Annotated in this window: 12 protein-coding genes and 2 pseudogenes; 4 read left to right on the plus strand and 10 right to left on the minus strand. The window is 59.3% G+C overall.

Annotation, left to right across the window (positions count from 1 at the left end):
• The 9 genes and pseudogenes from AWB65_RS36760 to AWB65_RS32900 form a co-directional block, all read right to left on the minus strand.
• Window positions 1-124, minus strand: a pseudogene (locus tag AWB65_RS36760) (DDE-type integrase/transposase/recombinase); the annotation flags it as partial.
• A 931-nt stretch (window positions 125-1,055) separates the two neighbouring features.
• The gene (locus tag AWB65_RS32865; protein ID WP_087670997.1) at window positions 1,056-1,364 is read right to left on the minus strand and encodes a type II toxin-antitoxin system RelE/ParE family toxin; all 309 of its coding nucleotides are present in this window, start codon (window positions 1,362-1,364) and stop codon (window positions 1,056-1,058) included.
• The gene (locus AWB65_RS32870; RefSeq protein WP_087670998.1) at window positions 1,361-1,639 is read right to left on the minus strand and encodes a YlcI/YnfO family protein; all 279 of its coding nucleotides are present in this window, start codon (window positions 1,637-1,639) and stop codon (window positions 1,361-1,363) included. The genes AWB65_RS32865 and AWB65_RS32870 overlap by 4 nt, the downstream gene beginning before the upstream one ends.
• A 535-nt stretch (window positions 1,640-2,174) precedes the next feature.
• Window positions 2,175-3,392 carry a tyrosine-type recombinase/integrase gene (locus tag AWB65_RS32875; protein ID WP_087670999.1) on the minus strand — a complete coding sequence of 406 codons (1,218 nt, stop codon included), beginning with the start codon at window positions 3,390-3,392 and terminating at the stop codon, window positions 2,175-2,177.
• Between the two features lie 286 nt (window positions 3,393-3,678).
• A complete protein-coding gene (locus AWB65_RS32880) occupies window positions 3,679-4,173 on the minus strand; it encodes a hypothetical protein (protein WP_087671000.1) in 495 nt (164 codons plus the stop codon).
• Between the two features lie 77 nt (window positions 4,174-4,250).
• Complete coding sequence (locus AWB65_RS32885; RefSeq protein WP_087671001.1) at window positions 4,251-4,739, minus strand: hypothetical protein; 489 nt, start codon at window positions 4,737-4,739, stop codon at window positions 4,251-4,253.
• A complete protein-coding gene (locus AWB65_RS32890; protein ID WP_087671002.1) occupies window positions 4,732-7,056 on the minus strand; it encodes a hypothetical protein in 2,325 nt (774 codons plus the stop codon). The genes AWB65_RS32885 and AWB65_RS32890 overlap by 8 nt, the downstream gene beginning before the upstream one ends.
• Window positions 7,056-8,651 (minus strand): tyrosine-type recombinase/integrase, encoded by a 1,596-nt coding sequence (locus tag AWB65_RS32895; protein ID WP_235008003.1) that lies wholly within the window; start codon window positions 8,649-8,651, stop codon window positions 7,056-7,058. Before AWB65_RS32895 ends, AWB65_RS32890 begins: the two co-directional genes overlap by 1 nt.
• Window positions 8,596-9,822 carry a tyrosine-type recombinase/integrase gene (locus AWB65_RS32900; protein WP_087671004.1) on the minus strand — a complete coding sequence of 409 codons (1,227 nt, stop codon included), beginning with the start codon at window positions 9,820-9,822 and terminating at the stop codon, window positions 8,596-8,598. Before AWB65_RS32900 ends, AWB65_RS32895 begins: the two co-directional genes overlap by 56 nt.
• Before the next feature lie 214 nt (window positions 9,823-10,036).
• Between AWB65_RS32900 and AWB65_RS32905 the strand changes: the two are divergent.
• The 3 genes and pseudogenes from AWB65_RS32905 (at window position 10,037) to AWB65_RS32915 (ending at window position 11,760) form a co-directional block, all read left to right on the plus strand.
• Window positions 10,037-11,053, plus strand: a pseudogene (locus AWB65_RS32905) (DNA-binding protein).
• Between the two features lie 84 nt (window positions 11,054-11,137).
• Window positions 11,138-11,410: a YlcI/YnfO family protein gene (locus tag AWB65_RS32910; protein ID WP_087671005.1), complete on the plus strand. Its 273-nt coding sequence runs from the start codon at window positions 11,138-11,140 to the stop codon at window positions 11,408-11,410.
• A 71-nt stretch (window positions 11,411-11,481) separates the two neighbouring features.
• Window positions 11,482-11,760 (plus strand): HU family DNA-binding protein, encoded by a 279-nt coding sequence (locus AWB65_RS32915; RefSeq protein WP_087671006.1) that lies wholly within the window; start codon window positions 11,482-11,484, stop codon window positions 11,758-11,760.
• Between the two features lie 74 nt (window positions 11,761-11,834).
• Here the strand turns inward: AWB65_RS32915 and AWB65_RS37385 are convergent, their stop codons facing one another.
• Window positions 11,835-12,290, minus strand: a complete 456-nt coding sequence (locus AWB65_RS37385; RefSeq protein ID WP_235008005.1) for a hypothetical protein — start codon at window positions 12,288-12,290, stop codon at window positions 11,835-11,837.
• A gap of 29 nt (window positions 12,291-12,319) precedes the next feature.
• Between AWB65_RS37385 and AWB65_RS37390 the strand changes: the two genes are divergently transcribed.
• The coding region (locus AWB65_RS37390; RefSeq protein WP_235008008.1) for an SET domain-containing protein-lysine N-methyltransferase at window positions 12,320-12,492 on the plus strand (173 nt) is incomplete at its 3' end.

Below are 12,492 nucleotides of genomic sequence, written 5' to 3' on the forward strand. Positions count from 1 at the left end.
CACCGCTTTTATCGATTGTCACCGTCTCGGGCTCGCCATTTTGGTCGATTGACTTTTCGAAATAGCGCCGCGCCGCGGCCTTGTCACGATGGGCGCGCAGCAGAGAATCCACCGTGTTTTCCGCTCGGTGTCGGCAGAGACGTGCAGAAGCGCGTTGCACGAAAGTCTGCGCATCTGTGACTTTGTGAGTCAGCTACGCTTTGAAAGGCGCGTAGCAAGAGACACTGTAGTCCACGATGTTCGCGGCCACCAAATATTTCGAACAAGTGCTCCTGTACTCAGAAATCGCGCGATGCGATTGCACTGGTGCGATGTAGGGAACGGCTGCGCAGGCTTCTGGCGGCATAACGTTTCGATGCCAGTCGCTGGAGATCCCCGATTCATGGGCGGCCTTCAGGCGCTGCCGCCGGCCACCACCACGGCGATACCCCCCAAAGCGGTCGGCATGCGCTGATCGCGACGAGCGGTGGGCAGTGCAAAAGCCGGCGACCACGAACAGTGAAAAGCGTCAGGCCGCCATTTACTCTTTTCGCCAGCAGCGCCAGCGAACCGTCATTGATCGGTAGCGCGCCTAACGCAACCGACACCGATCGAATGGGTGACCATTCTGGACGCTTTTGCTCGACTGGGTTCGCTGGGGGCTCGAAGTGCGCTCGCTGCCGCCATGTTCATGCGCTCGGGTTGCTCAGCATCGCGCGCTGCAGGGGTCGGGATTTGGTCGATTTGCTTTTTCGCGTAGCCGACAAGCGGCGCTGCTCTGTCTCACGAACGGCCTCTGAACCTTGGAAGCTGTCGCAAGGTTACCCCGGAATGTCGAGGATTTAGGGTCGACGGGATTGCGAGAAAGCTTTATCAAATCCGAGAAAGGCAACTAACCGTCTATGCTGCCTCTTCGTCACAGCTTGATGACGATCGCTCGCTACACCCGTTTCACGACGGCTATGGAAGCGCCTGCAGGCCAGCGGATCGCCGAAACGCGTCACAGTGCTCGGCCAACATTCCGGAGAAGGAACGGCTCAAGGCGCTGTGGACGCCGGCGCGTGAACTATCGCACTTCAATGATAGTCATCCTCCAATTGATGGCGAATAGCCAGTACTGTGACCGTTTCGCTGTCTTCGATCTCGAACAATGCGACATAGCCGCTGCGTCCAAACGGAATGATCAGCTCCCTAAGGAAGGGCGCATCGGATCGTGCTTTGCGACACGTAAACGGCGAAGTCCGAAGCGTCGCGAAGCCATTGCGAATCGCCTGAAGAGCCGCCTCGGCAAGTGTGAAATCGGTGGCGTCGCGCTGGAGGATGAAGTCGTAGAGTCGGTCGAGGTCCGCTGCGGCCTCGAGGGTAAATCGAACCGCGTAGGTCATCGCGCAGTCGTGCGCCGTGTCTTCGCTTCCGTGAGTCGGGCCTCGAGCGTAGACAGGACGTCATCGGCCGATACATATTGACCGCTCTGCCTGGCGCTGTCGCGTGAAGCGAGGCCACGGGCAATAAAATCGCTCCGTAAAAGCCGGCGCTCAATGTTCGCGCGGATCGACTGCTCGACAAACGCCGACAGGCTCTCGCCGTCGGACAATACCCTTTCAGCCGCCTCGCGCAATTCCGGCTCGACCCGGACCGCGGGGAAGGTAGCGGTTTTCATGAATTCACTCCTGCATCGCAATTGCGATACATTCTGCCCGGTTTCTGTTTCCCATGCAAACGCAATCAGTCGAGCCGATGAAATGCGAAGGGCGCCAGTGTCGGTCCAGCTAGACGCAGGATCAGGCATCGCTACGGCCTGGCCTGATCGGCAAACCTCTCGGGGTGACGAGTCCCATCAACACTCGAGTGTTGCCCGATGGCTTCTACTCACGGATGTCGCGTAAAAGCCGACGGCGTCAACCGCAGGTTCGCTGATGAATGGGCGAGCGCTTGCGTGCGGCCATCGCCGAGGCATTTAAGTGTGTGAGCGTCGCTTGCGCCCGGTTCAAGCCAGAATGCGCTTCAAGTGCTTCGAGGGTGACGACGCATTCGACTGAGCCCCTCGCACGTACGAGGTCGAACGCGACATCTTGGCGATTTTCAAGGATGCGGGATGCTGCCACTGCGGCTTCCACGATTGAGCCGCGCAGATCGAGTTAGGCGGATCCCGAAAAGCTAGGCGCCCGGAATAAAAGACGAGACCCGAAGCGTTGCTACCAATCGATACGGTGCTTGTCTTCCGTTTCCCGATGCCGACGGTCATCGTCGATATGCAGATACAGACTCGTCGTGGTCAGCGAAGCATGACCCAGATTGTCACGCACGAGCCGGAGATCAACCTGTTTATCCGCCATATGAGAACCGGCGCTGTGACGCAGCCAGTGGGCGGAAGCCTTCTCCAATAAGTCTGCACGCGTCGAAGCGCCATCGCGCGCGCGAAGTCGTGCCGCCGCCTGCGCAAATACGTCTTTGACGATTGCATGCAGTCCGGCGCGCGTCAGCGGTGCGCATGTCTGCGCTCGGTCGTTGGCTGCGTTTGCGTTAATCGGCAAAACCAACGGCGTTTCTTCGCTGGGCGAGGGCAGTGCACTCAGGCCCAGTTGCTGGCGGTAGCGCGAAAGCTCCATCATCATTTCGCGCGTCGCGGGCACCAGTCGCTCCTTGCCACCTTTGCCGTGAACGGTGAGCCACCAGCGAAGGGTTCCGTCGGCGTCGCGCCGTACAAAAAACTGACCCATGGTGTTCGCGCCAACTTCAGCAATCCGCAACCCGCCCAGATACAGCAGCGTGAACAGCCACCGCACCCGGTAGGCATGCGCACGCGCGCGATCGGAGTCACGCGGAAGCGCCGCGATGGTGTCCTTGACCTCCTGCCAGAGCCCTGGCTCGAGATAGCGCGTGATGCGGGGAGCGGCGTGCTTCGTACGCTGGCGGGATAGGGAAAGGGGATTGCCAGCAAGATAGCCCGCCTGCACGAGCCACGCAAACAACGCGTTGAGAATGATAACCGCCTGGCGCTGACTCGCGGGCGACAACGGCCCATAGAACGGCCGCCACCGTGCATCGTGGCGAGGGTGCTTGCGACCACCCCCGGCGATCCAGGTCGCGGCGGGCTGCGGATCGGCCAGAAATTGCTGGTAGCGCAGACAATCTTCGTGCGTCAGTGACGAGAGCGGCTTGCCGAGCGTCACAAGCGACCAAAGCAGCAAGCGCTCGGCCTCTTTGCGATAACTCTCGAAGGTGGTCTTGGTGTCGTGGAAGCGCGAGAGCCACGCGCGAATCGCGTCGAGGTCGTTATTGGCCGCGATCTGCGCCCGACCGTCGATCGCGCGATTCACGCCCACACTCCCGTCGAGCGTCGACGGAATCAAGAGGGATTCGAGTGGCTCGGGGTGAAGTGCAACGGATGCGGGTGGCCGAAGAGCGGGCATTGAGTCTCACGCGGTTTTGAACTCGATACGACGTAGCGTTTCAACAAACTTGGTAGATATGGCTTGCTGTTGCGTTGGTTTGGTTTTTCAGATTTGCTATATTTTAACGGGCAAAGCGGCCCAAGTTATCCACAGGATGGCTTCTCTTTTTTGGTTGCCTGTTGCGCACCGCCGTGGCTGATTTTTGTTGCGTTACTCGCGGCGGAGCGACGCAACAGGATCTCTCTGACATAACGGTCTTGTCGCCCGGCGTGTTGCGCTCATCTTCACGCCACGGCTCGCTAATTTATTTCTTCAGGTTGACGCCGAGGCGCCACAGCACATCGATATTTGTGAGATAGACGGCGACGTTTTCGCGCGATGCGTGGATGATCGAATGTTCCTGACCATCGGCTATATCAATCTGCGCTGACCACGGGTCTTCAAGACTCTGGCAGATGTCGCTGATCCCGTCGCGATACTGTTCGAGCCGGTCCGCGTTCCAGTTTCGCACAACGTCCGGTGCTAGAAGCACAGTCAGGATTCCTTTTCTTTCACCGATATACCTTACAGGGGGAAGCAGGCCTCTGATGTAAAGCACCATGACCGCATCAATCACACGATCATCGTGGTTTTCATCCCAGATGACGGCGAAGTCGAGAAACGCACAGTGTTCGATCCGATTTAGCAACTCGTCGTGCCAGACCGGTGCCCGAAGCACGGAGTAATGGGTGCCACGGCCAAGGTTGCCAACCGGATGTGTCTCGTCGTACAGGGTCTGGAAGAAGTTGCAATAGGTCATCTGATGCTCCTTTCGGGAGGAATTCAGGTTTCCACCGCAGATGCCGGCCATTTCGTGACCGGGAGATTCGTTAAGCGCTATCGCTTGATCTTTTTCCCACTTTCTTCTGGCGGGATGGCCGAGACCGGTGCAGCCGGCATCGCGTCGAAGTCCGCGAGCCTGTCACGGATCTCCCGGTGATGTTCATAGAACTTCGCCCACTTGTTCACGCCGCCCAGTTCGCCGACGGCGCGCAGCATGGCAAGGTGCGACGCGGTCAGCAGTTGCACAATGGATTCGAGTTCTGCAATCCGTACATCTTTGTCGGCAAGCGATGCCGCGGTGTCGGCGCCGGACCGTCTGGCGACACGTGCGCGCCATTGTCGGTACTCAGCCTGACGCAGTTGATATTGAGCAAGCAGCCTGCTGCGCGACTCGCTGCGGGTAATCGACGATGCTGCTTTGATAGACGGATGTAGTCGTGCAATGGCGCGCGCCGTGATGTTTTCGTCCTCCGCCAGCAGCGTTTCGAGAATCTCGCGCATCTGGTCGTCGCTGGACGATGTTGTCTCGTCAGGCTTACTCATCGAGTACTCCACGTTCCCGGGGCACCGAGAGATCCGGGCCATCGGGGAAGGGGCGCTCACCGGGCGGTGTTGCAAGAATTTTCTGAATGCCGTCGAGCCGCTTCTCTGCGTGTTCAAGTTGGTTCTGCCAGCCGATACTGGTCGATGCTCTGGCCTTGATGGTTTCAAGGGCGGACTTGAACTTGGCCTCGAGCCGGATCAGGTTCTGCCGGTTCTCTGGCAGATCGGTGGCCGACAGGTGGCGGCAATCCGCAAAGCATTCGAGATGTTTGGGGCACGGGTCGACCGTAAAGGAATTCAGGCAATGTCCGTACGGAGTGGCATGGAATCCGTCGGCTTCGGCGCGCAGGTATTCATACGCGGCGGCGTCGCCCTCGGTCGCCTCGATACGCTTGAACGTATCGACGATCGGGCCGCTAGCCTTGCCCCTCTTGATGAGCCGTGCAACGGTACTGGCCTTCTCGCCAAGCATGATCTCGATGTCCTGCGGGAGTGCGATCTGATCGAGATCTTCGATGAGGCTACGATGGTCATACTCGTGACTCTGCGCAATGCTGCGCCGGTTGAAGCGTTTCGAGATGATCGTGTCGGCCACGCCCAGCCGGAACAACTCGGTGTTTTGAAGATGACGTAGCATGTGTGACTCAATCTTCAAGGCCCGGTCTGCGTCCGTCTGTCCATATTTTTCGAAGAGTGACGGGATTTGCCGCTGGTCACCGAGTGCGAGACCGACGAACCGAGGGGTAGGGCGACCGACCGACATGATCCGGGCAACGTCGCACAAGCCATCGTTGCGCTCCTCGACAAGAGACCGCTTCGGTTGAACGAACAGAAGTTCCCACGGCTGCACGACGCCGGTACCAAGCCGCAGCGGCGTTGTGTCTGATACCTTGGTTTGGCTCGTTGCGCGAACATGATCCTCCAACTCGCCAACATGAAGAAAGGTGTTATGCCAGACCATGCGATCCCGAACTCCCAATACCTTTCCGTCCGCTTGCCGGAACCGCAACGCAGTCTCCCCGGTGCGCATCCTCTCGAGCATGCGTTTGCCGAACTGATACACCGCCATATCTAGCGTGACGGGACTGTGCTCGGGTCTTTCTGTCTGATGTCGATGCACTTCAGTCAGCACGTCGGGATCGAAGTCATCCCGATAGCGATCGATAAATGGCTTGTGCTCAATGTTCAGCCAGAACGGGTTGCCCGTCAGTCGCACGTAGGCGTGCGTGAACGGGACGAGATCATTGACCCCGTACCACGGTAGCAAGCGGCCTGTTTCGCATTGCCGTTTCAGCGTCGCTCGCAATGGCTCCGTCAAACGCTCAACGCGCTCAAGCGTCTGCGTCAGCGTCGCCCGGAACATGTCTGGAACCGGCTGCGTTGCCTCATGGAGGAGTCGGCTATCCGATTCGTCATCCTGCTGCTTTTCGGCGAAGTGGCGGACCGTCAAGGCCGTCGAGATGCCCCCAGACTCTCCGGCTGGCCGTCCTTTCGCATCCAGGTAGCTGCGCTCCCGCTTCCAGTCAACAGGCAATAGGGCGGCTTCGCCCGCGCGCATGCCGGTTACGATCATCGTGCGGATGACAGCGAACCGCAGATCGTCCATGAACGTGAGCGGCTTTTCGGTCATTACGATACGAGTTAGCTCCCAGAACGCTCGCCGCGCGGGTAACCGTTCTTTCCGTTTGCGATCTTCGAGATCAGCACACAAATCATCCTCTGACCACGTATGCCTCGCCCTGGTCACAGTCGTCATTTTCATACGAGGCAAAGCGAGGGATGTGTATAAGGGACCCGCATCACAAATGTGTTGGACGTCGAGTACAACCTTGACCGCTCCGATCACCAGATCGCCCAGCTGTCCTTTGGCTTGGATCGCCGCGCCCACGCGTATCGCTAGACGAAGATCATCGACAGTCAGTTGCCACGGTTCCTTTTCCACGCATGACGCGATCACCCGCAGCGGACGCGTGATGCACGACATGACGTATTGCGCGGTATTGCGCCGCAACAGAAGCTGCTCGACCGCGGCAGACTTGATCAAGTTCTGCCACGCGACGGTCAGCGGCCCTTGTGTCAATGGCGGCACGCCTGCCTCGACGCGCCCGGCGTTGATGATCGCCAACGCCTTCCGATCAGGGCCCAGGTCTTTCAAATAGAAGCGCGGTGGCGGCACATCGCCCGCAATGGCAGTAAGGTTCCAGCCGACGCCGTCTTGTGCTGCACCCGCCTCATCAAGTGGCATTTCCCAGGTCACCCCCTTTTGTCGAGCGAGGGCCTTCCCAAGTTCGATGAAGGCGGCGTAGTGGGGGTTCATCAGTCGTCGCCCTCCAACTCGTCAATGACTGTCTGTATTTCGGCGATCGTGCGCTGCAGTTGGAGGTAGGCTGGCGACCGGGTCTCCCCGCGGGAGCTCCGCACGAAGAACACGACCACCTCGCGCATTGAGGCCAACACGCTCTCGTGGATCGCCTTGTCATGCAGGGGCATGAACTTCCTGCATCCGTAGCACGACGTTATGGGGTTATAGGGGCACGCCAGCTGTCCCGACGTGCAACCGCCAATGCCTGCAATCGGTATGCCGTGAGGCACGCCAGCGATCTGTTGATCCCCCTTGAGTTGGGCGAGTTCTTCCGGGGAGATGAACCGGTCATGGGCGATCCTTGCCACCCGCCGATAGATGTCCGAAGCGCCGAGCGCGCGGTTGACGCGTTCCGCGTGAGAGGCTGAGGTTCTGAAGTACACTAGACCGGAGGGCACGAGTGAGTGCCCCATGAACTCGGCGAGCTCTTCGTGGCTCGCGCCAGCGTCGACCATGCGCTGGGCGGCGGTATGCCGTAGATCGTTGGCACTACCACGGGATTGGGAGCTAATCAGCCGGCGAACAAGCGCGGCGATGCGAGCCCCTGCCTCACAGTTTGACTGGACATTGAAGAAGTGTGCGTTATCACTGGTCCCCTCTGAACGCCGCCAGTCTTCGAGTACAACAAACAGAGGCGCCCATTCACGCTTGACCCTGCGCGTCAGAGGCAGCCGCTTCGCTTTGCTTCGCTGCTTGGCCATGTGGAACGTCAGGTGCACAGTTGGCGAGCCGTCCCGCGCGTCGGACCAGATGCGGACGTTTCGCATACTCAGCATCGCAATCTGGATGGGGCGCATCGCGAACTGGTAGGCGCACAGCAACATGCCGGTGTCGTAGACAGCCTCGCGTGGAACCTGTGCGCCGGATGTAAGGGCTGTGACGGTTTCGTCCAGGTGTCGCACAATCGCAGCTTCCTCATCCGCGCTCAAAAACACATCTCCGGAGTGGACGCCTGCATAGCGATTCTGGGCTGGCAAGGGGAGAACATCGGTAATGTAGGCGCTGTAGGAGTTAGACCAACCGTGGAGGCGGTAGCAGCACAGAAGCCGAAGCAGTGACTTTGCCGCGATGTAAGTCGAATGAGGCAACTCCCGCGCGCGCAATGCCGCCCAGACGGACCTGATTTTCCAGGGGCCTGCGCGCACGATGTCGGTGATGTCTTCCCGCGTCAGGTGCGCCGCCGAAATCAGATAATCCGTTGCCGTGGACACGGCGAGATCCATGCCCAAGAGATACAGGAAGACGTGCTTTAGCAGCAAAGCGTGCTTTTCCTCGTACCGTGTGAAGTCAACTTTCACCGTCCGGCCACAGATTTTCAGCTCAAACACCATCATCCGTTCCGGATGACGAATTGAATAATGGGTGTCATCAAATTCATCACGGTAGCGGATGACTGGCGGCAATGCCGGCAGCGCTGCCACGACGCAATCGACACTGCCACCGGTAGCTGATGCATCCGGATGCGGGCTTGTCGGACTGTGCGGTTGCTGCATATCAACCCCGAAGCGGTAAGGCGCGCAACAGTGCAACCCGGTCATCGAACGCGTCATTCCAGACACCGGCCAGTCTGTCCTCAAACTCGGCGCGTGCGTACCGGGATGGCATCGAGGATGTTCTGGACCAGCCAAAGAACACTCGCATTTTCTGGAGCGCCTCGTCCATGGGGTCGCCCCTCTCAAGCAGTTGATTCAACCGCATGGCGGCACTCGTGTGCCTCAAGTCATGAGGTGTTATCGCTTCCTTGCCTGTGCGGTCTTTGAGCTCCGAAAGCACGTTATCTGGCAGGCTGCGGGATACGAGCACGAATGCTTTTGTCAGTGTCTCCGTCGACAGGGGGGTGTCGAACTGCGAATTCAGCAAGTACGAGTGAGAGGGGCGGCCGCGGTAGTTCTCCACGTAACGTTGGACCACACGGGCTGTCAGCTCGCTAACAGGAATTTGCCGAAGCGAATGCACGTTCTTGATGGAGGGCTTCGAATAGCGAGGATCAACCTCCGAATCTTCGTATCGGTTTTGCGCGACGTTGATCCAATACCGCGTCCGATGCTGCCCACGGTCATACGCACTTTTCACCGCATCAGCCGGCAGGAGCAATGCTTCCCCTCGGCGAAGTCCTTGATGCAGCATCAGCACAAAGGCAACGAAGATGCGCCAACGCGTCGGCGCACGGGTGAATGGATTGTGGTGGGAGTCCGGGTCAAGCAGGCGGTACAGTGCTTCAACGGTGCTGGCAGGCAACGAACGCACCGTGTCCACGGAGTTATCTCGGCGGACATGAAGCTGACTGTAAAGAGCTGCAAGCCGGTGCAGCCGTGCCTCGATGCGTCTCATCCGGTCATCGTTGGCCTCACTCTTCGAGATCCACCCGACCACGGACAATACGAATTCGAGACCTGTCTGCCAGCGCTTCTCGTCGGCGCCTGTTACCACAGACTGATTACGGATTGAAACAAACCACGACTCGAGAATGTCAGCCAGCGCTTCGTCGTTCAGCGTTCCAAGCGCATCGTCCAGCGCATTCGGGCCAACACCGAGACCAGCCGCATGTTGGTAAAGGTTTTCCAGATATCGGAGTTTCTTTGTATGCGTAGACACTGCCAGTTTGGATGACGACATCGCCGACCAGACGGCAGCCCAATACCGTGGCAATCCAATGCCATCAAGCAGCATCGGACCGCGAAGCGACGGCGGAACCGTAGCGCCATTCAGTTGTAGAAACACAGAGATCGTCCGTGCGAACCGCAACGACCAAAACTACCAACATCACATGATGATGTTGTGACGGAAAGCGCCGATCCACTCGCACGAACGCAACAGATCCGTATATACCAGTCCTCAACATTATAGCACTAATGTCAAATTAGACCGCCAGGTTGATTGGATAAATATCGAAATACGTTGTACTATTCTCGGTATTGCTCGATCTCACTCGCTCATGTCCGACGTCCTTTCCGACGAAACCCGCCTCGCGGCCGATATCGAGCGCCTCAAGGCCGAGTTCCCCAAGACGCGCGAGCTCTATCGCGAGGTGTGTGCGCTGCTGTTTTTCCGCTTCGGCGTCCCGCCCACCGCCAATCGGCTCTACCACTTGGTCCGGCGCGGCACCATGAGCACCCCGGCGTCGGTGCTCGCCGAGTTCTGGGCGGAGTTACGAGAGAAGAGTCGGGTGCGTATCGAGCACCCGGACCTGCCAAAAGAGTTGAGTGAAGCCGCAGGCGAGTTGATCGGAACGCTTTGGACGCGCGCGGCGGCCTCCGCGCACGCCGAACTGACCTCGCTTCGTGACGACGTCGAAGCGCGTCGCGCCGAGGCGGAGCAAAAGGTCGTCGCTGCGCGCGAGGAACTCGGTCGGACCGAGACGGCGCTCGAACAGCGCACCGCGGCATTGTTGGCGGCGCAGGTCGAAATTCGGGAGTTGGAGCGGCAGCAGGCGCACGAGGCGGCCGCGCGTAAAGCACTCGAGGCGTAGATCAAGCGTCTCAGCGAGGAGGCGGTCGCGCGCGAGCGAGAACTGGAAAAAGTACGCGACACGTTCTCGCGTGATCTGGAAAAACTTCGGGAAACGGCTGATCGTGCGGAGGAGCGCTTACGCGCCTCGGAAAAGCGTGCGCTCTTGGAAATCGATCGCGAACGCGGCGCAGTGGTAAAAGCGCAGAAAGAATTGGCGGAAGCCGCCAAACGCGCAGAAAAGCGGGATGCCGAACATCGACGAACAGTCGAGGCGCTGCAAGAGCAGCAGGGCGACGCTCGCCAGCGGACCGGGGTGCTCCAGGGCAAGCTCGCCGCGCTCGAAGCGGCACACCAGTCACTTCAAGAGCAGTTGAAGTCGCCGCGCGGAACGACTCGCCCTCCGGCGCGGCGCGTGCCCCCGGCCGAATCCAGTCCGCCAGTCAGGCGAGCAGCCCGAAAGGCAGCCGTTGGCAAAACGGCGAGGGTGAAAGGTCGTACGTAGATACTGACCGGGTGGCGCCAGCGAGTGGCGCATCCAGGGCCGGCGGATGCCCCGAGTCGGCGGTCGGTCAAAAGGAGGGAACGGATGAGAAGATCTGCAGAGAATAAGTTGAGGGTCGTGGCAGTGCGCATCGACCCCGTCATCGAACAGCGGTTGCGCGTGCTGGCCGAGGCCACAGGACGGAAGCAATCGTTCTTTTTGCAGCGAATAATCGAGGAAGGCATTGATGCGATGGAAGAAATCTGGTTGTCGCCGGACACGCTTGCAAAGGTTCGAAACGGTGATTTGCCAGAGCTGCTAGCCGGACACCGCACAACCTCAGATCTGTTCGACCTAGAGGCGAACGCCGATTCGTAGCAGCGGCGGTAGTCTGTTTTCAAAACCGATCACGCAGATTGCGTTCAATTTCAATAGAGGGAAGGCATTCAATGAATAAAGAGGAACTGGTCGACGCAGTTGCGTCGGAGGCAGGTACGAGCAAGAGCGCCGCTGAAGAGGCGATCAATGCCGTCTTGAACACCATCTCGAAGGAGGTGGCGGCAGGAAACGCCGTTCAACTCGTCGGCTTTGGCACATTCGGACGTGGCGAGCGGGTAGCACGGACGGGTCGAAACCCCGCGACTGGCGAAGCGATGGAAATCGCGGCAGCGAAAACGGTCAAGTTCTCGGCGGGCAAGGCATTTAAGGATGCCGTCAACCAGGCGTGAAGACAGCGAGAACCGAATGCGCACAAGGCGGCGGGCCATCCAGTTACCGCCGCTGGTGAGCCAGTGATACGCGGTCAGAAAAGCTGAGTCTCGAGGGGCACCAGATTCACCCACTTCACCGCTGTGCGGCGCTCTTCTCCGTCCGGGTGAATGGAACGAATCATCACGCGTTGCCCGCGCGCTTCACCCATCACCTCGGCAATGCGGTCCTGGTAACGCACCAAGGTGCCGCGCGCCGGCTTGCGCTTAAGTTTTGTGCGACGAGTTGAAGCGGGCATATCTGACGACGGGGCATGCGATGATGTGCGATTATGCCTGTCGTCAGGCAAGCGTGGACGTTTCGCCTCCTCAAACTGTGAAAAGGCACCATGCGTCGCATTGCAGTCCAGACCTCGCTGATCCATGGTCGAGGCGTTTTCGCGCTCACGATAATCGACTCGGGTGATCCGATCATCGAGTACAAGGGTGAGATCATCACGGCAAAGGAGACACAGCGCCGGGTCGCCCGGTCGACCGCCGAGGATGGGCACACAATCTCTTCGATCTGGACGACGGCCGCATGATCGACGGAGCCCAAGGCGGCAACTCGGCACGCTGGATCAATCATAGCTGCGCGCCCAATTGCGAAGCCAGGCGGCAGGGCGATCGAATCTTTATCCACGCAACGCGCAAGATCGAAGAGGGCGCAGAGACTTCATTGACTACCAGCTTGACGTCGAAGCGCGCAGAACA

The organism is Caballeronia humi (assembly GCF_001544475.1).
GTDB lineage: Bacteria > Pseudomonadota > Gammaproteobacteria > Burkholderiales > Burkholderiaceae > Caballeronia > Caballeronia humi.

Coding starts and splice junctions, on each gene's coding strand:
- AWB65_RS32865 (WP_087670997.1), bottom strand. CDS start 1,364: ATGACCTACGCGGTTCGATTTACCCTCGAGGCCGCAGCGGACCTCGAC.
- AWB65_RS32870 (WP_087670998.1), bottom strand. CDS start 1,639: ATGAAAACCGCTACCTTCCCCGCGGTCCGGGTCGAGCCGGAATTGCGC.
- AWB65_RS32875 (WP_087670999.1), bottom strand. CDS start 3,392: ATGCCCGCTCTTCGGCCACCCGCATCCGTTGCACTTCACCCCGAGCCA.
- AWB65_RS32880 (WP_087671000.1), bottom strand. CDS start 4,173: ATGACCTATTGCAACTTCTTCCAGACCCTGTACGACGAGACACATCCG.
- AWB65_RS32885 (WP_087671001.1), bottom strand. CDS start 4,739: ATGAGTAAGCCTGACGAGACAACATCGTCCAGCGACGACCAGATGCGC.
- AWB65_RS32890 (WP_087671002.1), bottom strand. CDS start 7,056: ATGAACCCCCACTACGCCGCCTTCATCGAACTTGGGAAGGCCCTCGCT.
- AWB65_RS32895 (WP_235008003.1), bottom strand. CDS start 8,651: ATGACGCGTTCGATGACCGGGTTGCACTGTTGCGCGCCTTACCGCTTC.
- AWB65_RS32910 (WP_087671005.1), top strand. CDS start 11,138: ATGAGAAGATCTGCAGAGAATAAGTTGAGGGTCGTGGCAGTGCGCATC.
- AWB65_RS32915 (WP_087671006.1), top strand. CDS start 11,482: ATGAATAAAGAGGAACTGGTCGACGCAGTTGCGTCGGAGGCAGGTACG.